The sequence below is a fragment of the Burkholderia stagnalis genome (genome assembly GCF_039848545.1).
Lineage (GTDB): Bacteria > Pseudomonadota > Gammaproteobacteria > Burkholderiales > Burkholderiaceae > Burkholderia > Burkholderia stagnalis.
Map to the genome: position 1 here is coordinate 39,140 of NZ_CP156687.1, position 22,241 is coordinate 61,380.

Sequence of the window (22,241 nt, forward strand, 5' to 3'; positions counted from 1 at the left end):
CCATGTATATCGGACTCGATCTCGGCACGTCGGGCGTGAAGGCCGTGCTGCTCGATCGCGACGGTGCGGTGCGGGCCGGCGCGAGCCATGCGCTGACGGTGAGCCGGCCGCGGCCGCGCTGGTCCGAACAGGCGCCGCTCGACTGGTGGGACGCGGCGTGCGGCGCGCTGGCGGCGCTCGTTGCCGACGCGCGCGCGGCCGGCATCGACCCGCACGACATCGGCGCGCTCGGCCTGAGCGGGCAGATGCACGGCGCGACGCTGCTCGATGCGCACGGCGAGGTGCTGCGCCCGGCGATCCTGTGGAACGACGGCCGCTCGGACGCCGAGTGCGCGGAACTCGAGCGGCGGGCGCCCGCGCTGCGTGCGGTCGCCGGCAACCTCGCGATGCCGGGCTTCACCGCGCCGAAGCTGCTGTGGGTGCGGCGGCACGAACCGGACGTGTTCGCGCGGATCGCACACGTGCTGTTGCCGAAGGACTATCTGCGCTACCGGCTGACCGGCGTATTCGCGACCGATCCGTCGGATGCCGCGGGCACGCTGTGGCTCGACGTCGCGAAGCGCGACTACGACGACGCGCTGCTCGCCGCGTGCGGGCTGTCGCGCGCGCAGATGCCCGCGGTGTTCGAGGGCAACCGCATCACCGGCACGCTGCTGCCGGCGGTCGCGCGCACGCTGGGGCTGCGCGAGATTCCGGTTGTCGCGGGCGGCGGCGACAACGCGGCCGGCGCGGTGGGCGTCGGCATCGTGCGGCCCGGCGATGCGCTGCTGTCGCTCGGCACGTCGGGCGTTTATTTCGCGGTGTCGGACGGCTTTCGCGCGAATACCGAATCGGCAGTCCATAGCTTCTGTCACGCATTGCCGCACACCTGGCACCTGATGTCGGTGATGCTGAACGCGGCCGGCTGCGTCGATTTCACCGTGCAGCTGGCCGGCTACGACGGCGTGGCCGCGCTGCTTGCCGACGCCGAGGCGAACGCGCATGCGGACCGCCCATGGTTCCTGCCTTACCTGAGCGGCGAGCGCACGCCGCACAACGACGTGAACGCGAAGGGCGTGTTCTACGGGCTGACGCCCGACACGCAGCGCGCGGATCTCGCGAACGCGACGCTCGAGGGCGTCGGCTTCGCGCTGCTCGACGGGATCGACGCGCTGCATGCGGCCGGGCTCGCGCCCGACGGCATCACGGTGATCGGCGGCGGCTCGCGCAGCGCGTACTGGACCCAGATGCTCGCCGACCTGAGCGGCCGCGCGCTGACGCTGCGTGCCGGCGGCGAAGTCGGCCCGGCGCTCGGCGCCGCGCGGCTCGCGCATCTGGCGCTGGAACCGGACGCGCCGCTCGACGCGGTGTGCCCGCAGCCGCCGGTCGTGGCCGTGCGCGAGCCCGACATGGCGCGCCACGCGTGGTATCGCGACGTGCGGCGCCCGACGTTTCGCGCGCTGTATCGCGCACTCGAACCGGTGTTTGCGGCCGGCGCGTGAACCAGCCGGTCGCCCGGCATTCGTGGAAGCGGTCCAATAAAGAGGAGTGGAGACAGATGAAATCCGTGACGCGTCGTACCGTATTGAATGCGCTGGCCGGCGCCGCCGCGCTGGCGGCTCTCGCGCTTGGCGCGCCGCTCGCGCATGCGAGCAGGGACAAGCCGGAAATCGGCTTCTGCATCGACGACCTGCGCGTCGAGCGCTGGTCGCGCGACCGCGATTACTTCGTCGCCGCCGCCACGAAGCTCGGCGCGAAAGTGTCGGTGCAATCCGCGGACGCGAGCGAGGCCCGGCAGATCTCGCAGATCGAGAACCTGATCTCGCGCGGCGTCGACGTGATCGTGATCGTGCCGTTCAATTCGAAGACGCTCGGCAACGTCGTCGCCGAAGCGCGCAAGGCGGGCATCAAGGTCGTGTCGTACGACCGGCTGATCCTCGACGCCGACGTCGATGCGTACATCTCGTTCGACAACGAGAAGGTCGGCGAGCTGCAGGCGCAGGGCGTCGTCGACGCGAAGCCGAAGGGCAACTATTTCCTGCTCGGCGGCGCGCCGACCGACAACAACGCGAAGATGCTGCGCGAAGGGCAGCTGAAGGTGCTGAAGCCGGCCGTCGACCGCGGCGACATCAGGATCGTCGGCCAGCAGTGGGTGCCGGAGTGGAGCGCGTCGACCGCGCTGCGGATCGTCGAGGATGCGCTGACCGCGAACAACAACCGGATCGACGCGATCGTCGCGTCGAACGACGGCACCGCGGGCGGCGCAATCCAGGCGCTCGCCGCGCAGCATCTGGCCGGCAAGGTGCCGGTGTCGGGGCAGGATGCGGACCTCGCGGCGGTCAGGCGCGTGATTGCCGGCACGCAGACGATGACCGTCTACAAGCCGCTCCGGCTGATCGCGAGCGAAGCGGCGAAGCTCGCGGTCGATCTCGCGAAGGGCGCGAAGCCCGCCTTCAACGCGCAATACGACAACGGCAGGAAGAAGGTCGACACGGTGCTGCTGCAGCCGACGCTGCTGACCAAGCGCAACGTCGACGTCGTCGTGAAGGACGGCTTCTACACCCAGGCGCAGCTGGCGAGCCAGTAACGGCGCAACGCGTGCGGCCGGCCGCCTGCGGTCGCGCGCCCATCGCGGGGCATGAAGGTATGACGGAACCCTTGCTGACGATGCGCGGCATCGTCAAGGAATTCGACGGCGTGAAGGCGCTCGACGGCATCGACCTGACCGTGCGGCCCGGCGAATGCGTCGGCCTGTGCGGCGAGAACGGCGCGGGCAAATCGACGCTGATGAAGGTGCTGTCGGGCGTCTATCCGCACGGCACGTGGGACGGCGAGATCCGCTGGGAAGGCGCGCCGCTCGCCGCGTCCGGCGTGCGCGACACCGAGCGCGCGGGCATCGTGATCATCCACCAGGAGCTGATGCTCGTGCCCGACCTGTCGGTGGCCGAGAACATCTTCCTCGGCAACGAGATCACGCTGCCGGGCGGGCGCTTGAACTACGCGGCGATGGTCCGGCGCGCCGACGAGCTGCTGCGCGAGCTGCGGATCGATTCGATCAACGTCGCGCAGCCGGTGATGAACTACGGCGGCGGCCACCAGCAGCTGATCGAGATCGCGAAGGCGCTGAACAAGCGCGCGAAGCTGCTCATTCTCGACGAGCCGTCGTCGTCGCTGAGCGCGGCCGAGACGCGGATCCTGCTCGACATCGTGCGCGACCTGAAGCGCCGCGGCGTCGCGTGCGTGTACATCTCGCACAAGCTCGACGAGGTCGAGGCCGTTTGCGACACGGTGACCGTGATCCGCGACGGCCGCCATGTCGCGACGGAGCCGATGCGCGCGCTGACGACCGACCGGATCATCGCGCTGATGGTCGGCCGCGAGATCCGCGACCTGTACCCGCGCGAGCCGCACGAGATCGGCGAGGTCGTGCTGGAAGCGCGCCACGTGACCTGTCGCGACGTGACGAACACGCGCCGCAAGCGGGTCGACGACGTGTCGTTCAGCGTGCGGCGCGGCGAGATCCTCGGCGTCGCCGGGCTCGTCGGCGCGGGCCGCACCGAGCTGATGCAGGCGATCTTCGGCGCATATCCGGGCGCGTGCTCGGCGACGGTGCTGATGAACGGCCGCCCGCTGTCGATCCGCTCGCCGGCCGACGCGATCCGCGCCGGCATCGCGATGGTGCCCGAGGACCGCAAGCGCCACGGCATCGTGCCGCAGCTCGGCGTCGGCCACAACATCACGCTGACGGTGCTGCGGCGCTTCGCGGCGCGCGGGCGGATCGACGCGGCCGCCGAGCTGGACGCGATCCGCAACGAGATGCAGCGTCTGTCGGTGCGCGCCGCGCATCCGTTCCTGCCGATCGCGAGCCTGTCCGGCGGCAACCAGCAGAAGGCCGTGCTCGCCAGGATGCTGCTGGCCGAGCCGCAGGTGCTGATTCTCGACGAGCCGACGCGCGGCGTCGACGTCGGCGCGAAGGCGGAGATCTACCGCCTCGTGTTCGCGCTCGCGAAGCGCGGCGTCGCGCTGATCGTTGTGTCGTCCGAACTGCCCGAGGTGCTCGGCCTCGCCGACCGCGTGCTGGTGATCGGCGAAGGCGAGCTGCGCGGCGATTTCGTCAACGACGGCCTCACGCAGGAACAGATTCTCGGCGCCGCGCTGCAAGCCGGCCGGCGGCAGGCCGAACCCACCGCAACGAGTGCGATATGAATTCCGAACTTTCTTCCTCCACCCCGGCGGTGCCGGACGCCGAAGCGCGCCGCCCGACCGGCCGCTCGACCGGTCGTCAGCTTCGCCAGGCGTTCGTTCGCTACAAGCTCCTCGCGCTGCTGTTCGCGGTGGTCGCGATCTGGGCGTTCTTCTCGGTGCTGACCGACGGCGCGTTCGTCACGCCGCGCAACGTGTCGAACCTGCTGCGGCAGATGTCGATCACCGGCATGCTCGCGTGCGGGATGGTGTTCGTGATCATCGCGGGCGAGATCGACCTGTCGGTCGGCTCGCTGCTCGGGCTGCTCGGCGGCGTCGCGGCGATCCTCGACGTGAACCGCCACTGGCCGGTCGCCGCGACGGTGCCGGCCGTGCTCGCGCTCGGCGTGCTGGTCGGCCTCTTCAACGGCTGGTGGTCGACCTACCGGCGCGTGCCGTCGTTCATCGTCGGGCTGGGCGGGATGCTCGCGTTTCGCGGGATCCTGCTCGGCGTGACGGGCGGCGCGACGATCGCGCCCGTGTCGGACGGCTTCGTGTTCCTCGGCCAGGGTTATCTGCCGCGCATGGCGGGGGACGGCCTCGCGCTGCTGCTGTTCGCGCTCGTCGTGCTGCTGGTCGTGCGGCAGCGCGGCACGCGGCGCCGCTACCGGCTCGCGGTTGCGCCGCCGTGGCAGGAGGTCGTGAAGATCGCGGGCGCGGGCGCGGTGCTGTTCGCGTTCGTCGCGACGCTCGACCGCTACGGCGGCATCCCGGTGCCGGTGCTGCTGCTGCTCGCGCTGCTCGGCATCTTCTCGTGGATCGCGACGCAGACCGTGTTCGGCCGGCGCATCTACGCGGTCGGCTCGAATCTCGAGGCGACGCGGCTGTCGGGCGTCGATACCGACCGCGTGAAGCTCGCGATCTTCGCGCTGATGGGGCTGATGTGCGCGTTCGCCGGCATCGTGAACACCGCGCGGCTCGCGGCCGGCTCGCCGTCCGCGGGCACGATGGGCGAACTCGACGCGATCGCCGCGTGCTTCATCGGCGGCACGTCGATGCGCGGCGGCTCGGGCACCGTGTACGGCGCGCTGATCGGCGCGCTCGTGATGGCGAGCCTCGACAACGGCATGTCGATGCTGGACGTCGACGCGTACTGGCAGATGATCGTCAAGGGCGCGGTGCTGGTGCTGGCGGTGTGGATCGACGTGGTGTCGCGCTCGAACCGGCGGTGACGCGGCGCTCGACTGCCGGTCAACGGGGGGAAGACATGAAACGGCACGCGGTTTCCATGCCCGGCATCGCGACGCCGGCGGCCGCGCCGCTCGCGCAGCCGGACGCCGAACGGCACCCCGGGCCGGTGCTCGGCCTCGGCGATCCGCGCGAGCGCCGCGTCATCGCGGATGCGCTGCGCGCGCTGCTGCGCGAGCGCGCCGAGGCGCTCGCGTTCGCGATGCGCATGGCGGACGAGCGCGAGCGGCCGAGGCCCGATGCGAGCGATTTCGCGCTGACCGACATCATTCGGCTGGCGCGCATCGTCGAGCGGGCGGAGCGATACGGCGACGCGACGAACGAGGTCGTCCCGACCGGCGCGCGCTGACGCGTGGCGTGCCGTTCGGTCCGCGGCGGCGGCAGCCGTGGCGGAGCGGTGCGACGCCTGGCCGATCGGGCAGGGCGTCGATGTGATGCGCGGCGGTCCCGGCGTCGCCGGCTTTACGCTATCCTGTCGCCCCCAACCGACCGCCCGATCCGATGAAGCGTCCGCCGTTCTCCACCCAACTCGTCATGCTCTGGGCACTCGTCGCGGCGCTCTGCGCGACGCTGGTCGCGGTCGTCTGGGTGATGGCAAGCTCCGCCGAGGGGCAGCAGATCGCCGGCGCCGCGTCCGCGGGCGAGGCGGCCTGCGAAGCGGTCGCGTCGCGTTACGACGCGTCCGCGCCGCCGGCGGGCGCCGCGCCCGATCCGGCGCTGATGCATGCGATTCTCGACATCGTCCTGGCCCGCGCGCCGGACGTGGAGGGCGGATTCTGGGCGGCCGGCGGCGCATCCGCCGCGGGCGGTTTTCTCGCGTATTCCTTTCCCACCTATCAGGGGAGCGGCATCAAGCGCGACGTTCCGGAAGCGGAAACGCCGCTGATCCTGCGCACCGTGCGGGCCGCCGCCGCGACGCACGCCACGAGGTCGAACTTCGTCGAGGGCGCGCAGGACGCCGTGATTGCGGCGGCCTGCCCGGTGCGCGACGGATCGGGCCTGTTCGTCTGGATGCTGACGCGCGCGCGCCCGCCGCTCGGCCCGCACGGGGAACTCCTGGCGACGGGCCTGGCGGCCGTGCTCGCGGTGATTCTTGCGATCGCGGCGGCGCTGGCCGTTGCGCTGCGCCGATGGAGGTGCAATCTTGCCCGGATCGAGGCCGGGCTGGCGCCCGACGGCCGCGAAACGCACCTGCCGCACGTCGGCGAGACGGATCTCGACCGGATCATCGATGCGTTCAACGCGCGTGCACGGCGCGCCGAACGCCTGCAACAGCAGGCCGCCGAGCTTCGCACGCGGCTGGCGCAGGCCGAGCGTTTCGGCATGCTGGGCAAGCTGGCCGCGCAGCTGGCGCACGAAATTCGCAATCCGATGGGGGCGATGCGGCTGAAGGCGGAAAATGCGCTGGCCGGCGACAGCCGGCGGCAGCAGGATGCACTGCGCGTGATTCTGGCGCAGATCGAGCGCATCGATGCGCAGTTGTCGGGGCTGCTTGCGCTGACGCAGCCGGTTCGCCCGCACGCGACGCGCGTGGATGTCGATCAATGGCTCGCACAGGTCGTCGAATCGCACCGGGAGCTTGCGCAGCGGCAAACGATCGACCTCGTGCTGTCGCGCGCGGGCAATCGCGAGCGGCTCGCGCAGCCGGCGGATAGTCCCGCATTCGATCCCGACCAGATGCGGCGGGCGCTCGACAATCTGTTGCTCAACGCGCTGCGCCATGCGGGCGACGGCGGTGCGGTCACGCTCGCCGCCGCGCGTTGCGCCGTCGCCGGACGCGACTGGCTGAGAATCACCGTGTCGGACAGCGGCCCGGGGGTGCCCGCCGCGCAGCGCGAGCGGATTTTCGAACCGTTCGTGACCGGGCGTGCGGACGGCGCGGGCCTCGGTCTCGCCGTCGTGCGCGAAGTCGCCGCCGCGCATGGCGGGCGGGCGTGGCTCGACGACGCCCCGGGGGGCGCATCATTCGTCATTGAAATCCCATGGCAACCATCCTCATAGTCGACGACGACGCGGCATTTCGCGACAGCCTTGCCGAGACGCTGGCCGATCTCGGTCATCGGGTCGTCGAAGCCGCGTCCGGGCGGGCCGCGCTGAGCGCGCTGCGCGACGGTGGCCGCGTCGAATGCATCTTCCTGGACTTCCGCCTGCCGGATCTGGACGGGCTCGCGGTGCTCGCGCAATTGCGCGACGATCCCGCACTGGCCGCGATTCCGGTCGTGGTGCTCACCGCCCACGCGACCAGCGACAACACGATCGACGCGATGCGGCTCGGCGCATTCGATCATCTGACGAAGCCGATCGGGCGCCGCGACATCGCGCAGTTGCTCGAGCGCATCGTTTCCGCGAACCAGCCGCCGGCGCAAGCGGAGCCGCACGGCGGCGGGTTCGCGCGCGAGTCGGCCTCGGACCGCCCGCGGCTGCTGGGCGTGAGCGCCGCGATGCGCGACGTGCAAAAGCAGGTCGGCCGCGCCGCGATGAGCGACGCGACGGTGCTCGTCACCGGCGACACGGGCACGGGCAAGGAGGTGGCGGCTCGCGTGCTGCACGCCGCGTCGATGCGGCATGCGCAGCCGTTCGTCGCGGTCAACTGCGCGGCCATTCCGGCCGACCTGCTCGAAAGCGAATTGTTCGGGCATCGCCGCGGGGCGTTTACGGGCGCCCACGTCGATCGTGCCGGGCGGCTCGTCGAGGCCGACGGCGGCACGCTGTTCCTCGACGAGATCGGCGACATGCCGGCCGCCATGCAGGCCAAGCTGCTGCGTGCGCTGCAGGAGCGCCAGGTGACGCCGCTCGGCGCGGATCGTCCGACGGCCATCGACATTCGCGTGGTGGCCGCGACGCACCGCGATCTCGCGGCAGCCGTCGCGAACGGGACGTTTCGCGAAGACCTGTTCTATCGCCTGAACGTCATTCCGCTGCACCTGCCGCCGCTCGCGGATCGCGTGGCCGACATCCTGCCGCTCGCGGCCCATTTCCTCGCGTGCGCGGCAGGCGCGCGCGCGTTGCACCTGACGAACGACGCGCAGCGGGCCTTGCTCGATCATCGCTGGCCGGGCAACGTCCGGGAACTGCGCAACGTGATGGAGCGCGCGGCCGCGCTGGCGCCCGGGCCGGCCGTCGCCGCGGCCGATCTCGGGCTCGTCGCCGCGCCGGCGCTCCAGTCCGGCGCCGACGCGCTGCCGGCATCCCTGTTCGACATGCCGTTGCCCGATGCCCTGGCGGCGGTCGAGCGTGCCGCGATCCTGCGCGCGCTCGAGCGCGCGAACGGCAATCGCGCAGAGGCGGCGCGGCAACTCGGCATCGGCCGTCAGTCGCTGTATGCGCGCATGGCGAACCTGGGGATCGCGCGCGACGACTAGCCGCGCCGTTTCGACTGTCGGAATGCCCGACAACCGGCGGTGAAACGTGTCGGGAAACCCGACACGTTCGGCGCGGCGCGTCGTTCGACGCGCCGCCGTGCGGGCGCCCGCGAGCTGGCATGCGGGTTGCAATAGTGATGCATCGCAACCCGTCGCCGGAGCCCGAGATGATGTCCCGTCCGCCCGCCATTCGATTGCGGCCGCCGCGCCGCGCCGCCCTGCGCCGAACGTATCGCGGCATCTGCGCCGCTTCGCTGATCGTCATGGCGACGGTCAGCGCGGCGCAGATGCCGCCCGCACCACGCGCCGACGAGCCGCCCGGTGCGCCGCCGCGCGCCGGCGCCGTGCCGCCCCCCGCGCCTTTGCCTGCCGGTGCCGGGAACGACATCGCAGCGGATGCGCTCGTATCCGGCACGCTGTCGCGCCTGACGATCAACCCGGAAGGCGAGGTCGACGGCTTCGTGCTGACCGACGGCACGCTCGTCGGCCTGCCGCCGCATCTCGGCACGCAACTGATCGCGCTCGCGCGGCCGGGCGAGCGCGTGACGGTGGCCGGCGAGCGCCGCTTCGGCGACGACATCCGCGCGCGCGTCGTCCGCAACGACGGCACCGGCGCGTCGCTGTCCGACCAGCCGCCGGCGCCGGCCGCGCATGCGCCGCCCGCGCTGCGTGGCGTCAATCTCGCCCGGCTCGGCGTGTCCGGCGTCGTGCGACGCGTCACGCGCGCGCCGCGCGGCGAGCCGGACGGCGTGATGCTCGACAACGGCACGATCGTCAAGCTGACCGTGCCGGCCGCCCAGCAGTTCGGCGGGCTGCTCGTCCCCGGTGCGCATGTTGCCGCGGTCGGTTACGGCACGCGCAATGCCTACGGCGAAGCGCTGCAGGCGACGGCCTTCGGCTCGCCGGGCCGGGTCGTGAATCTCTACGACGATGCCGTGCGCTGATCGCGTGGCGCCTTGTCGCTATCTCCGCACGAGGCGCCCTGCCATGCACTGGATCGATCCCGCCCGCCTGCCCGAAACGCGCGGCCGCGTCACGCAGTTCCTGCTCGATCCGCACGGAGAAATCGACGGCCTGGTCCTGAACGGCGACCTGCAGGTTCACGTGCCGCCGCATCTGGGCCGCGGGCTGGTCCGCCATGTCGCAAGGGGCGATCGCATCGGCGTGCGCGGCGTCAGGTCGCGCGGCGCCGGGATGATCGCGGCCGTGCAACTGACCGGGCGCAACGGCGTCGACATCGTCGACGACGGGCCCGCGCACGATGCGCCGAAGCCGCCGCGCCCCGGCCGCAAGCTGATGGAGATGAGCGGCGAAGTCGCGTTTGCGCTGCACGGCCCGAACGGCGAGCTGAACGGCGCGTTGCTGACGAGCGGCGTCGCGCTGCGGCTGTCGCCGCGTGCGGCAGCCGAGCTGCACGACTATCTGCGCGCCGGTGTGCATGTGCTGGCGTGGGGGCACGGCGTCGTCACGCCGCACGGCGCGACGCTCGAGGTGAGCGAGATTGGCGAGCTCGTCGATGTGGATGACGCGTGACCGGGCGGCCGGCGCGCGCGCTCGAAGCGCTCAATTTCTTTCTGGCCGACGTGCAGGCCGGCGTCGGCCCGTTCGTCGGCGTCATCCTGCTGTCGCGCGGCTGGAGCGCCGATGCGATCGGCTCGGTGATGACGCTGGCCGGGCTCGCCGCGATGGCCGCGACGCCGCTGGCCGGCGCGCTCGTCGACACGCTGCGCGCGAAGCGTGCGCTGATCGTGGCGGCGGCCGCCGCCACGGCGCTGGCCTCGCTGGCGCTGAGGTTCGCCGACGCCTATCCGGCGGTGGCGGCGTCGCAGATCCTCGCCGCCGTCAGCGGGGCGGTGCTGGCGCCGGCCGTCGCGGGCGTGACGCTCGGCATCGCGCGCCCGCAGGGCTTCGACCGGCAATTCGGCCGCAACCAGATGGCGAACCACGCGGGCAACGTCGCCGGCGCGGCGCTCGCGGGGTGGCTCGGCTGGCATGCCGGATTCGACGCGGTGTTCGCGCTCGTCGCCGTCTTCACGATCCTCGCCATCGCGAGCACGTTGGCGATTCCGGGGCAGGCCATCGACCATGCGTGCGCGCGCGGCCTCGACACGGCTGGCGCCGGGCCGCGAACAGATGTTTCGCACGGCGATGCATTCGACGCCGCGCCGATGCCGCGCGCCGGCGGCCTGCGCACGCTGGCCGCGAACCGGCCGCTGCTGCTGCTCGGCGCGTCGCTCGCGCTGTTTCATCTCGGCAACGCCGCGATGCTGCCGCTCTACGGGATGGGCGTGGTCGCCACGCATCGCAGCAACGCGAGCGCGTTCACCGCGCAATCCGTCGTCATCGCGCAGCTCGTGATGGTCGCGGCGGCGTGGCTCGCGCCCCGGCTGATTCGCGCGCACGGCTATTGGCGCGTGTTGCTGCTCTCCTATCTGGCGTTGCCGGTGCGCGGCGCGCTCGCCGCCGTGCTGATGAGCGAGGCGGGCGTCTGGCCGGTGCAGGTGCTCGACGGCATCGGCGCCGGCCTGCAGAGCGTCGTCGTGCCGGCGCTCGTCGTGCGCCTGCTGCACGGTTCCGGCCGGGTCAACGCCGGGCAGGGCGCCGTCGCGACCGCGCAGGGTATCGGCGCGGCGCTCAGCCCCGCGCTGGGCGGCACGCTTGCGCAGCACTTCGGCTATCCGGCCGCGTTCGTCGTGCTGGGCGCCGTGTCGACGGGGGCGCTCGCGCTCTGGCTCGGCCATGCGCGATCGCTGAGCGGCGTGTGCGGCAAGCCGGCCGACCTGCCGGCCGCGTCGTCATGAAAGTCGCTTCGATCTCCCTGCCATTCCCGGCCTGCCCATGAATCCTGCTTCGCTTGCCTGGCTGATTTCCGCGCTCGCCACCGCCGGCGTCATCGCGCGCCCGTTCGGCTGGCCCGAGGCGACCTGGGCCGTGAGCGGCGCGCTGCTGCTGGTCGTATTCGGCCTGTTGCCCGTGCATCCGGCGCTGGACGCCGTCGCGAAGGGCGGCGACGTGTACCTGTTCCTGACCGGCATGATGCTGCTGTCCGAGCTCGCGCGTCGCGAAGGGCTGTTCGACTGGGTCGCGGCACGGGACCGATCACGCTTCGATACTGATTGCTGCCTTGATGGCGCGGCGCGATACCGCCGCCGAGCGAGAGCGAATATTCTTTCCTGCGTTTGCGGTGGCTGCGAATGTCAGGGTGGTGAGCGGAATGCAGCAGCAGCGGAAAATGCGCGACATTGTTTCGACGTATCAGGAGATCCAAGAGGCCGTTTTTTGAGCGTTCTGCGAGGGGACGACGGCACTTTGGGGATACGCCTGCCCCCGAGGCAGTGGCATGGCCTCGTGGATATCACCGGATCGATCGTGTGCAGGCGTATTCGTTGGACGCGCAAATCAAGACCGCGGGTCGAGCCAGTTCCGAACGAGTCGCGCAACCTGCCTGCGGCGCTCGATCATCACCATATGCCCTTCGCCTGGCAGCGCATGATGGGTCACCGACGGCACCCACGCGGAAGTTTCGCGCGCCGCCTCGGCGAAAATCGGGTCGTCGGCGCCGCCGACGATCAACGTATCTGCGCGGATCCGCCGGGGCCACGGCGAATCGTCGCGTGCGTCGTCACGCAATGCGCGCAGGGTGCGGACAATGACGTGCCGTTCGTTGACCGATGACGCGACGTGGCGGCGTCGACCGAGCAACGCCGCGCGCAGCAGCATGTTGCGCCAGCCCGCGCGGAAGCATCCGGACATCGTTTCGAGCAGGCGCACGAAATCGGAGCGGGTCGTATGCACGATTTGCTGCTCGATGAGCCGGCAGCCGTCCGGGGCAAGGCGATGCGCACTCGAAACCAGCCCGAGCCGCGACACGCGTTCCGGGTGGGCGGCCGCGATGCGCGCCGCTACGACGCCCCCGAACGAGATGCCGATGAGCGTCGTGCACCGCCAATGCGCGGCGATGCCGCGCGCGACATGCTCCGCGATGTCGGCGATCCGGTATTGCGTACCGGGCTTGTCGGGATACCCGAGCAGTACGAATGGCGTGCCGGGCGGCAAAATGCCGGCAACGCGGCGCAGGTCGCGCCGCAGCCGACGCGAGGTCGGCTTCGAGACGAATGCTTGTCCGCCGTTCAGTACGATGACCGCCGGCGGTTCGCTGCCCACCTGTGCGGCGAGGATGCCGCCATCCAGCTGCATCGTTCGAACGGGACGAGCACCGATCCGGAACGGGTTCGATTCGTCCGGTGTGAGGGTCATGCGGTATCTCCGATGAAAAGGCGCCAGCATGAACGCTGACGCCCACGTGAGGGTCAAGCGCCGGACTCGACGTTGCCGTCATATGCGATGGCGGCTTCCTGACGTTGGAGCCAGGCGAGTACGTCGGGACCGATCGGATGGCCCGCTTGCAGAATCGGCTCGTGAAGCAGTGCCCGTAGCAGCTTGCCGCGTAACGCGACGTCGCCGCGCGTCGTTTGCTCGAGCAGCGCGTGCCAACGGCTCACGAGCGCGGAGGAATCTCCGTTGCCCGCGCCACCCGCGATTGCGCGTCTGACGTCTGCGCCGAGTGCGATCCATTGCGCCGACAGCGTCCTGTCGAGGCGTTGAATGTCGTCTTCCGTCAGGTGGCGCCGCCAGGCCGCCACGTGCAGACGCGTCGCCTGTTCGATGTAGGCGATCAGCGCAGGATCGAGCCCTGTATGGGCCGGCACCGCGCCCTCATGCAACTGCCGCCAGCGCCGCGTGACAGCGATGTCGCCGTTCATCCATTGCATCGCGGCGGCAAGCCAGCGATACGCGAGCTTCTGCGCTTCACCGGAGTCGGGCGGGACGTGCCGATCCATTGCGTCGCGCATGTCCGCAAACAATGCCGACAAGGCCGCTTCCATGTCCTTCCAGCGCGCGAGAATCTTCGCGATCTCGGCCGCGTCGAAATGTGCGCGATATCGCTCGAGCCACGCGAGCGTTTCCGGCCAATCGGCATCGAGCCAGGTCACGCCGGAATCGGAGGCAGCTTGCAGCACCTCGAGCCGCGCGTTCAGGTTATTCAGCCTGGTCAGCTCGGCGTCGATCGCAAGCCGGCTCTCGGCAATCACTTCCGCCGTGGCGACCTGCCGCTTGCACAGCATCCGTGCAATCGCGTCAAGCGTCAGCCCCAGGCCACGCAGTGCCTGGATCGTTCTGATCGTCGACACACTGGCTTCGTCGTACAACCGGTAGCCCGACGTGGAGCGGCCGCTCGGCTTCAGCAGGCCTGTCTGATCGTAGTAGTGCAATGTGCGGACGGTAATGCCGCAACGCCGGGCGAGCATGCCAACTGTCAATGGCATATAGACTCCGTCGACAATATAAAGGCGGATATCCGTCGTACACGACTTCCCAAAGCCTGACAACAGGCAATGGGTTAAAGACCGCGCTTTAAACGCCCTGCATAATCGCGGGCTGCTTCATCCAGTGAATTGCTGGTGTTGGCCGTCGCGATCAGCTCCTCGACGAACCACGGAAGGACGAGCGTCGTTTCCTTGCTCGACAAACCGACTTTCACGCGCTGCGAAGCGTCATCCGGTTGAGGCAGCGTCACCGGCTGGGCGCCATCGGATCGTGGTTTGTCGGCGGCAATGGCTTGCGCGTTCGAAAGCTGCGCGATTATCGAAAGCGCAAATGCCATGGTTGCGTGCCGGATATGCATCCTCATATTTCGCTATTCCTTGAGAAAAATATGAATCGGAAAAACGGAGCAGTGATCCTAGCGAATGTGTTGCGTGGAAGGTATGTGAAATTTGTGAATATCTGTGCGAAAGGCCATGCCTCCTTTTATAAGCCATCGATAAACGACGCCCTTCCGGCGAGGGGCAGAGGGTCATGCCAGGTGTCTGGGTGGACACCTGCACTCAGACCATGATGACCGGGAAGCAAGACCTTCGAAGCAGACGGGTGGTGGGCCGCCGACGGGACGGCCGTCGGCAAACCGGATCGAACTAGAACGCGTAGGCGAGCGACGCGAACAGGCTGCGCGGTGCGCCCGGCGTGACCCACAGGCTGTTGTAGGAGCTGACGTAGGTGGTGCGATTGAACAGGTTGTTCAGCACGACCGACGCGCGCAGGTGCTTGTCGACCTGCACGTAGCCGTTGAGCTGCACGGTCGCATAGGCGGGCAGCGCGAAGCCGTCCTGCGTGTTCGCGGTGTTGCCGGCCCGGCGTCCGACATAGATCACGCCCGCGCCGGCGCCGGCCTTGTCCACGAACGGCAGCGCGGTTTCGTACATGAGCAGCGCGCTGCCGCTCAGCCGCGGAATGTCGACGAGGCGTGCGCCGGGCGTCAGCACGGTATCGCGCGTGACCTCGGCGTCGACGTACGCAAGGTTGACGATGCCGCGCACGCCATGGCCGAGGTCGCCGTTCCATTCGAATTCGACGCCGCGGCTGCGCACCTCGCCGGCCGCGCGCGAGAAGCCGGCATTCGCCGGATCGGCGGTCAGCACGTTGCGCTTGGTGACGTGGAACGCCGCGACGGTCGCGAGCCAGCGCGCGCCGGCCCATTTCGCGCCGGCCTCGTAGCCATGCCCCTTCTCCGGGTCGAACGCGCGGCCGGCGGCGTCGGCGCCGTTGTTCGGCCGGAACGAATACGCGGTGTTCGCATACAGCGACAGCGCGGGGCTCATTTCGTACACGATGCCGATGCGCGGACTCAACGCAGTTTGCAACTGGCTGCTCGTCACGCCCTTCAGGCGGTTCTCGACCGACTGGTGGAAGCGATCCCAGCGCAGCCCGGCGAGGATTTTCCAGTGCGGCCCGAACGCCAGCGTGTCCTGCGCGTAGACGCCCTGACCGTCGTCGCGCTCGAGCAGGTTGGTCGCGGTGCGCGGCACGGGCGCCGGCTGGCCGTAGACCGGAGCGAAGATGTCGATCGCATACGGCGCGGCGGCGGTCGGCGTCGAGCGCGCGACGAACTGGTCGTAGTTGAAGCGATAGGCATCGACGCCCATCACGAGCGTGTGGCCGATGCCGCCCGTCTGGAACTTGCCGGTCGTTTCGATGCGCCCCTGCAAGTCGTTCGAGTGAAACGCGACCTGGCGGTAGCGGCGCCACAGCGTGCGGCCGTCCGGCTGCAGCGCGAACGCTTCGGACGAGCGTCCGGACAGGTCGGTGGTGCGCTGCGCGAAGCCGGCGTTGATCGACCAGTTCGCATCGACGCGATGCTCGAGCGTGAACTGGTGGCCCGTGTTGCGCACGTCGTAGTCGCCGTCGCGCGGCTCGCCGAGGAAGCGCGATGCCGGAATCGCACCGAGCTGCCCGTTCACCGCCACCACGCCGCGATCGAGCGGTGCGCGCTGGCGCACGCTTTCGAACTCGTAATGGAGCGTCGTGTCCGCGCCGATGTCCCATGTGAACGACGGCGCGAACAGGTAGCGTTTGCTCGACACGGTATCGCGGAAGCTGCCGTTGTTCTCGTTCATCGCGACGAAGCGGTACGCGAGCGATTTCGTGACGGGCCCGGTCGAATCGAGCGTCTGGCGCAACGCGCCGTAGCTGCCGGCGGACACGCCGATGGTGTTCGAGCGCGCGAACTGCGGCTGCTTCGTCGTATAGCTGATGAGCCCGCCCGGATCGCCGCGGCCGTACAGCGCGGATGCAGGCCCCTTGAGCACTTCCATGCGCTCGAGGTTGGCGGTGTCGCGCGGCACGCTGATCCCGCGATTCCACGAGAAGCCGTTGACGAGGTAGTCGGTGCCGGATGTGTTGCCGTCGCCGGCGAAGCCGCGCACCGCGTAGTTGTCCCACAGGCCGCCGAAGTTGTTCTGCCGCGCGACGCCCGCGACCCAGTCGTAGAGGGCTTCGCCGCGCGTCGCGGCGACGGTCTGGGCCAGTTTCGCGTCGACGCTGCTGACTGCGAACGGGATCTCCATCACGTCCGTCTCGGTGCGCGTCGCGCTCGTCGAGTCGGGCGCGCGAAACGGCGCCGTCGCGCGCTGCCCCGAAATCTCGATGGCAGGCAGCGACAACTCCTGCGCATCGGCGGCGCTCACGCCGGCCGTGCCGACGACGATGGCCATCGGTGCGGCCGCCCAATTCTTCCTGCTCATACCCGTCCCTTGAGGTGGTTTGCGTTCGGTCACGGCGGACGGCCTCGCGCCGACGTCTGTGTTCCAAACAGTACATTCGCGCGGAAATTTAATGCAAATGAGAGGCGTTTGCAATCGTAAAGAATTGCTGTCGCGTGTGACGCGAAGCGGTCGCTGCATCAACCTGGACGGGGTTCCGATCGACGATGGCGCGTCAACTGCGCGTCATGCTTCCGAAGCATCACGGGTAAACGCGGATCGAATGGAAATCGTGGCGTCCGGCTACCCGAACGGGTGGCGTGACGCCCGTCACGCCGCATGCGCGTGCGGCTGCGCCGGTGCGTGGCAGACGCGGTTTCGTCCCTGGCGCTTGGCGGTGTACAGCGCGAGGTCCGCCTGACGCGACAGCGCGTCGATGGACGGCGGGTGCGCATGGGAGGCGGTCGCGCAGCCGATGCTGACCGTAAAGGCGGGAACGGCCTCGGCAACGCCGGCGAGCCGGTTGCATTCCACTTCCCGGCGAATGGCCTCCGCGACTTTCGCGGCGCCGCTTTCATCCGTGTCCGGCAGCACCGCGACGAACTCCTCGCCGCCGTAGCGCGCGGCGACATCGCCGCGCCGGCGCGTGTGGGCACGGATGCATTCGGCCAGGAACCTCAGCGCCGCGTCGCCTTGCGCATGCCCGTATCGGTCGTTGTACTGCTTGAAGTGGTCGGCGTCGATGAACAGCACCGACAGGCTGGCGTCGTTGCCGCGCTGCAGCCGTTCCCATTCGTCGGCCAGCGCGACGTCGAGCGCGCGGCGGTTGCTCAGGCCCGTCAGCGGATCGGTGCGGGTGAGATCGGTCAGCCGTGTCTGCTTGCGCAGATTGTCCCGCAACGCGAATGCGAGCAGCCAGACGACGGCGCAGAAGAGCGCGCAGATGATCGTCGCCGGCACGCCGACCCACCATGACATGCGTACGAAGCCGGCCAGCACGTCGTGCTCGGCAGGGGCGACGACCGCGATCAGCGGCGTACCGGGCACCCGCTGGAACGTATAGAGCCGCAGGATTCCGTCGATGCGCGAGCGGGATGCATAGAATCCCGCGTCCTGGTTCAGCATGCGATCGAAGACGATCGATCGGCCCAGGCGGATCATCTGGTGATCGCTCAGCGGCGGATTTCTGGCGAGGATGGTGCCGTCCGCGCGCAGGATCGCGGTGATGCCGTGCGGCCCGACGTTCAGCCGGGACAGCAGCTGATCGAAATAGTCGAGGTCGATGGCGACGACCGCGATCCCGTTGAACGCGTGGTCCGGCCGTTCGATGCGTCGAGAGAGCGCGATGGACTTCGTGCCGCCGCGCGCGCGCGAGCGATAGGCCTCGGACACGTAAAGGCCGACATTCGCCGCGTCGCGATGGACCTTGAAGTAGTCGCGATCGCTGAAGTTCCAGTGGTGGGACGGGCTGCAGCAGCCGTCGATCAACTGGCCGAACCGGTCCGTCACGCCCATCCCGGTTACGTATGGCGCGGCCGCGTGCTGGAACAGCAGATCGTGCCGCAGCCTGGCGTCCATGTGCCGGACCGCCGGCCTGCCGAGATCGGCGGCGAGCGACGTCAACGCGTTGTTGGACGTCTCGACGGTCCGCGCGATCTCGCTGACCAGCACCGCGGCGACATTGTGCGAGGTTTCGTGCGCGTGCTCGACGACCTCGCTTCTCGCGGCCCAGAGCGTCATCGCGCAGAGGCCCAGCGCGGCGAGCGACATCAGTGTGCCGAGCGCGCCGACGACAAGATGGTTTCGTCCCGCCCAGTCGGCGATCTTTTCGATGGAGATGGATGCGGACATGCTACGCGCTCGAGGGAGAAGACCGGCGAGATGAACCGGGCTGCGCTGAAATCCGGGTTAACGGCAGGTAAGCGAGGAAATCGAGGCCCGAACGCGCCGCGCATCGGCGCGGCGTCGCCGAAAACGTGTGCGGCGATCTGTCGATTCGATCGGGCTTTAACGCTATGCCGGGCGCAGGACACAAAACCCGCACTTGAATCCGGCAGGTCGACAGGCAGGGCCGGGATTCTTGCGAGGCACGCTCCCATGCCCCGATCGCGGGAGCGCAGCGGGCCGAGCGCATCCCGGCGCGGGATTCATGAAGTGAATGCCCGTGGATTCAAAAGATAAATTTCAGAAAGACCTCGACACTCGATATGCTGGTCTGATCTCCGTTTGGAGAGGGTGTCGGATGATCCTCGTCGATAGCGCGGCGGCGCGATTGTCAAGGCGGAGTCGGGTTATCCGCCACAGCCGGGTGCAGGCCACACAATCCGCGCTTGAATCGTGTAGCTTGACGAACGTTCCCGAAATCCTGGCGATGGCCATTACGAATAATTCTCAATATGACATTACGGATTGGAATTCCTCTGGAGACAACCACCGGGGAGCGGCGCGTGGCGACCGTGCCCGAGGTGGTCGAGAAACTGATCAAGCTGGGGTTTTCGGTGGCCGTGCAAAGCGGCGCCGGTGCCGGCGCGAACTTTGACGACGACGCTTACCGCGCGGCCGGTGCAACCGTCGTCGCAACCGCGGCCGAGCTCTGGTCCGGCAGCGACATCGTGTTCAAGGTGCGCCCCCCGAGCAGCGAGGAAGTGGCGCTGCTGCGCGACGGCGGCACGCTGATCGGCTTCGTCTGGCCGGCGCAGAATCCCGAACTGATGCAGCAGCTGGCCGCCAGGCGGGCCACGGTGCTGGCGATCGATTCGCTGCCGCGCACGCTTTCGCGTGCACAGAAGATGGACGCGCTCACGTCGATGGCCGGCATCAGCGGCTACCGCGCGGTGATCGAGGCCGCGCATGCGTTCGGCCGCTTCCTGAACGGCCAGGTCACCGCCGCCGGCAAGGTACCGCCCGCCAAGGTCTTCATCGCCGGGGCCGGCGTGGCGGGGCTGGCCGCGATCGGCACGGCTGCGAGTCTCGGCGCGATCGTGCGCGCCAACGACACGCGCGCCGAGGTGGCCGACCAGGTCAAGTCGCTGGGCGGCGAGTTCGTCAAGGTCGACTACGAGGAAGAAGGCTCGGGCGGCGGCGGCTACGCCAAGGTGATGAGCGAGGGCTTCCAGCAGGCGCAGCGCGCGATGTACGCGCAGCAGGCCAGGGACGCCGACATCATCATCACCACCGCGCTGATTCCGGGCAAGCCGGCGCCGAAGCTGATCACGGCCGAGATGGTGCAGTCGATGAAGCCCGGCAGCGTGATCGTCGACATGGCGGCCGAGCAAGGCGGCAACTGCGAGCTCACGGTGCCCGGCGAGGCGGTGGTGCGCCACGGCGTGACCATCGTCGGCTATACCGATCTCGCGTCGCGCCTGTCGCGGCAGTCGTCCACGCTCTATGCGACGAACCTGCTGCGCGTGGTCGAGGAGCTGTGCAAGGGCAAGGACGGCACGATCAACGTCGACTTCGACGACGATGCGATCCGCGGCCTCACCGTGATCAAGGAAGGCAACGTCACGTGGCCGCCGCCGCCGATCAAGCAGGCGGCCGTCGCGCCGAAACCCCAGGCTGCGCCCGCAGCGGCCGCGCCCGCGAAGTCCAAGGGCCACGGCCACAGCGGCGAGCCGATGTCGGCCAAGGCGCTCGCGATCGTGTTCGCGATCGGCGCGCTGGCTTTCCTGCTGGTCGGCCAGTACGCGCCGTCCAGCTTCCTGTCGCACTTCACGGTGTTCGTGCTGGCCTGCTTCGTCGGCTACATGGTGATCTGGAACGTCACGCCGTCGCTGCACACGCCGCTGATGAGCGTGACCAACGCGATCTCGTCGATCATCGCCATCGGCGCGCTGGTGCAGGTCGCGCCGCCGCTGGGCGAACTGGCGGGCGGCGCGGGCGACCGGCCGTCGGGGCTGATCCTGGGCCTGGCGGTGGGCGCGCTGGCGCTCACGGCCGTCAACATGTTCGGCGGTTTCGCGGTGACGCGGCGCATGCTGGCGATGTTCCGCAAATAAGGGGGCGACAACAATGAGTTCCAACCTGACTACCGTCTCCTACATCGGCGCGGCCATTCTCTTCATCCTCAGCCTCGGCGGGCTGGCCAATCCCGAGACCGCGCGGCGGGGCAACCTGCTCGGCATGATCGGCATGCTGATCGCCGTGCTCGCCACCGTGCTCGGTCCGCGCGTGTCGGCCGAGGGCATTCCGTACGTCGTCGCTGCGCTGGCCGTCGGCGGTGCCGTCGGCCTCATCGCCGCGAAGAAGGTGCAGATGACGCAGATGCCCGAGCTGGTGGCGCTGATGCACAGCCTGGTCGGCCTCGCGGCCTGCCTGGTGGGCTTCGCCAGCTACATCGATACGTCGGTGCAGTTCACCGGCGCCGAGAAGGCCATCCACGAAGTCGAGATCTACGTCGGCATCCTGATCGGCGCGGTGACCTTCGCGGGCTCGGTCGTCGCGTTCGGCAAGCTGTCGGGCAAGATCGGCGGCAAGCCGCTGCTGCTGCCGGCGCGGCACTGGCTCAACCTGGCCGCGCTGCTGGTGGTGATCGCGTATGGCCGCACGTTCCTGCATGCGGAAAGCATTCAGGACGGCATGACGCCGCTCGTCGTGATGACGGTGATCTCGCTGCTGTTCGGCGTGCACATGGTGATGGCCATCGGCGGCGCCGACATGCCCGTCGTGGTGTCGATGCTCAACAGCTACTCGGGCTGGGCGGCGGCGGCCACCGGCTTCATGCTCGGCAACGACCTGCTGATCGTGATCGGCGCGCTGGTGGGCTCGTCGGGTGCGATCCTGTCGTACATCATGTGCCGTGCGATGAACCGCAACTTCATCAGCGTGATCGCCGGCGGCTTCGGCAGCGGCGCGGGCGCGCCCGCGGCAGCCGGCGGCGGTGCGCAGCCGGCCGGCGAAGCGGTGGCGGTGAGCGCCGCGGAAACGGCCGAACTGCTGCGCGAAGCGAAGCGCGTGATCATCGTGCCCGGCTACGGGATGGCGGTGGCGCAAGCCCAGCACACGGTGTTCGAGCTCACGAAGCTGCTGCGCGAAAAGGGCGTCGACGTGCGCTTCGCGATTCACCCGGTGGCGGGCCGCATGCCGGGGCACATGAACGTGCTGCTGGCCGAAGCGAAGGTGCCGTACGACATCGTGCTCGAAATGGACGAGATCAACGGCGACTTCCCCGAGGCCGACGTGTCGATGGTGATCGGCGCGAACGACATCGTGAACCCGGCGGCGCAGGACGACCCGGCGAGCCCGATCGCCGGCATGCCGGTGCTGGAAGTGTGGAAGGCGAAGACCTCGATCGTGATGAAGCGCAGCATGGCCTCGGGCTATGCGGGCGTCGACAACCCGCTGTTCTACAAGGACAACAACCGCATGTTGTTCGGCGACGCGAAGTCGATGCTGAGCGAGATCTTCGGGGTGCTGAAAGCCTGAGCGCGGC

General features: G+C 69.3%; 17 protein-coding genes and 1 pseudogene. 13 read left to right on the forward strand and 5 right to left on the reverse strand.

What is annotated here, in order from left to right; all coding sequences use genetic code 11:
* Nucleotides 1-2 precede the first annotated feature (2 nt).
* The 11 genes and pseudogenes from xylB to ABFO07_RS31085 all read left to right on the forward strand — a co-directional run.
* Nucleotides 3-1,481 carry a xylulokinase gene (gene xylB, locus ABFO07_RS31035; protein WP_347469848.1) on the forward strand — a complete coding sequence of 493 codons (1,479 nt, stop codon included), beginning with the start codon at nucleotides 3-5 and terminating at the stop codon, nucleotides 1,479-1,481.
* A 56-nt stretch (nucleotides 1,482-1,537) separates the two neighbouring features.
* Nucleotides 1,538-2,566 (forward strand): D-xylose ABC transporter substrate-binding protein, encoded by a 1,029-nt coding sequence (gene xylF / locus ABFO07_RS31040; RefSeq protein ID WP_059885781.1) that lies wholly within the window; start codon nucleotides 1,538-1,540, stop codon nucleotides 2,564-2,566.
* A gap of 59 nt (nucleotides 2,567-2,625) precedes the next feature.
* On the forward strand, nucleotides 2,626-4,185 hold the full coding sequence (gene xylG / locus ABFO07_RS31045; RefSeq protein ID WP_347469849.1) for a D-xylose ABC transporter ATP-binding protein: 1,560 nt from the start codon (nucleotides 2,626-2,628) through the stop codon (nucleotides 4,183-4,185).
* Nucleotides 4,182-5,393, forward strand: a complete 1,212-nt coding sequence (locus tag ABFO07_RS31050) for a sugar ABC transporter permease (RefSeq protein WP_347469850.1) — start codon at nucleotides 4,182-4,184, stop codon at nucleotides 5,391-5,393. Before xylG ends, ABFO07_RS31050 begins: the two co-directional genes overlap by 4 nt.
* Before the next feature lie 35 nt (nucleotides 5,394-5,428).
* Nucleotides 5,429-5,758, forward strand: coding sequence for a hypothetical protein (locus ABFO07_RS31055; protein WP_059962516.1), 330 nt, complete (start codon nucleotides 5,429-5,431; stop codon nucleotides 5,756-5,758).
* A 152-nt stretch (nucleotides 5,759-5,910) separates the two neighbouring features.
* Nucleotides 5,911-7,410: a sensor histidine kinase gene (locus ABFO07_RS31060; RefSeq protein WP_059802658.1), complete on the forward strand. Its 1,500-nt coding sequence runs from the start codon at nucleotides 5,911-5,913 to the stop codon at nucleotides 7,408-7,410.
* The gene (locus tag ABFO07_RS31065; protein ID WP_059558795.1) at nucleotides 7,392-8,771 is read left to right on the forward strand and encodes a sigma-54-dependent transcriptional regulator; all 1,380 of its coding nucleotides are present in this window, start codon (nucleotides 7,392-7,394) and stop codon (nucleotides 8,769-8,771) included. Before ABFO07_RS31060 ends, ABFO07_RS31065 begins: the two co-directional genes overlap by 19 nt.
* A gap of 263 nt (nucleotides 8,772-9,034) precedes the next feature.
* Entirely contained in the window at nucleotides 9,035-9,715 is a 681-nt protein-coding gene (locus tag ABFO07_RS31070) for a hypothetical protein (protein ID WP_230941846.1), read from the forward strand.
* 43 nt (nucleotides 9,716-9,758) lie between these two features.
* Complete coding sequence (locus tag ABFO07_RS31075) at nucleotides 9,759-10,304, forward strand: hypothetical protein (protein ID WP_059885777.1); 546 nt, start codon at nucleotides 9,759-9,761, stop codon at nucleotides 10,302-10,304.
* Nucleotides 10,301-11,572 (forward strand): MFS transporter, encoded by a 1,272-nt coding sequence (locus ABFO07_RS31080; protein WP_347469851.1) that lies wholly within the window; start codon nucleotides 10,301-10,303, stop codon nucleotides 11,570-11,572. The genes ABFO07_RS31075 and ABFO07_RS31080 overlap by 4 nt, the downstream gene beginning before the upstream one ends.
* Nucleotides 11,573-11,609: 37 nt before the next feature.
* Nucleotides 11,610-11,858: pseudogene (locus ABFO07_RS31085) on the forward strand (arsenic transporter); the annotation flags it as partial.
* Nucleotides 11,859-12,170: 312 nt separating this feature from the next.
* On the opposite strand, the gene ABFO07_RS31090 reads toward ABFO07_RS31085, so the two are convergent.
* The 5 genes from ABFO07_RS31090 to ABFO07_RS31110 all read right to left on the reverse strand — a co-directional run bounded on the left by ABFO07_RS31090 (nucleotide 12,171) and on the right by ABFO07_RS31110 (nucleotide 18,661).
* On the reverse strand, nucleotides 12,171-13,058 hold the full coding sequence (locus tag ABFO07_RS31090; RefSeq protein WP_347469962.1) for an alpha/beta fold hydrolase: 888 nt from the start codon (nucleotides 13,056-13,058) through the stop codon (nucleotides 12,171-12,173).
* Nucleotides 13,059-13,081: 23 nt separating this feature from the next.
* Nucleotides 13,082-14,098: a MerR family transcriptional regulator gene (locus tag ABFO07_RS31095; protein WP_347469852.1), complete on the reverse strand. Its 1,017-nt coding sequence runs from the start codon at nucleotides 14,096-14,098 to the stop codon at nucleotides 13,082-13,084.
* 74 nt (nucleotides 14,099-14,172) lie between these two features.
* Nucleotides 14,173-14,436, reverse strand: a complete 264-nt coding sequence (locus ABFO07_RS31100; RefSeq protein WP_230942581.1) for a hypothetical protein — start codon at nucleotides 14,434-14,436, stop codon at nucleotides 14,173-14,175.
* Nucleotides 14,437-14,746: 310 nt separating this feature from the next.
* Nucleotides 14,747-16,852, reverse strand: coding sequence for a TonB-dependent siderophore receptor (locus tag ABFO07_RS31105; protein ID WP_347469854.1), 2,106 nt, complete (start codon nucleotides 16,850-16,852; stop codon nucleotides 14,747-14,749).
* A gap of 288 nt (nucleotides 16,853-17,140) precedes the next feature.
* Nucleotides 17,141-18,661, reverse strand: a complete 1,521-nt coding sequence (locus ABFO07_RS31110) for a GGDEF domain-containing protein (RefSeq protein ID WP_059880294.1) — start codon at nucleotides 18,659-18,661, stop codon at nucleotides 17,141-17,143.
* Nucleotides 18,662-19,206: 545 nt separating this feature from the next.
* Between ABFO07_RS31110 and ABFO07_RS31115 the strand changes: the two genes are divergently transcribed.
* Nucleotides 19,207-20,808 (forward strand): Re/Si-specific NAD(P)(+) transhydrogenase subunit alpha, encoded by a 1,602-nt coding sequence (locus ABFO07_RS31115; protein WP_124483785.1) that lies wholly within the window; start codon nucleotides 19,207-19,209, stop codon nucleotides 20,806-20,808.
* Between the two features lie 13 nt (nucleotides 20,809-20,821).
* A complete protein-coding gene (pntB, locus tag ABFO07_RS31120) occupies nucleotides 20,822-22,234 on the forward strand; it encodes a Re/Si-specific NAD(P)(+) transhydrogenase subunit beta (protein ID WP_059802673.1) in 1,413 nt (470 codons plus the stop codon).
* Nucleotides 22,235-22,241 lie beyond the last annotated feature (7 nt).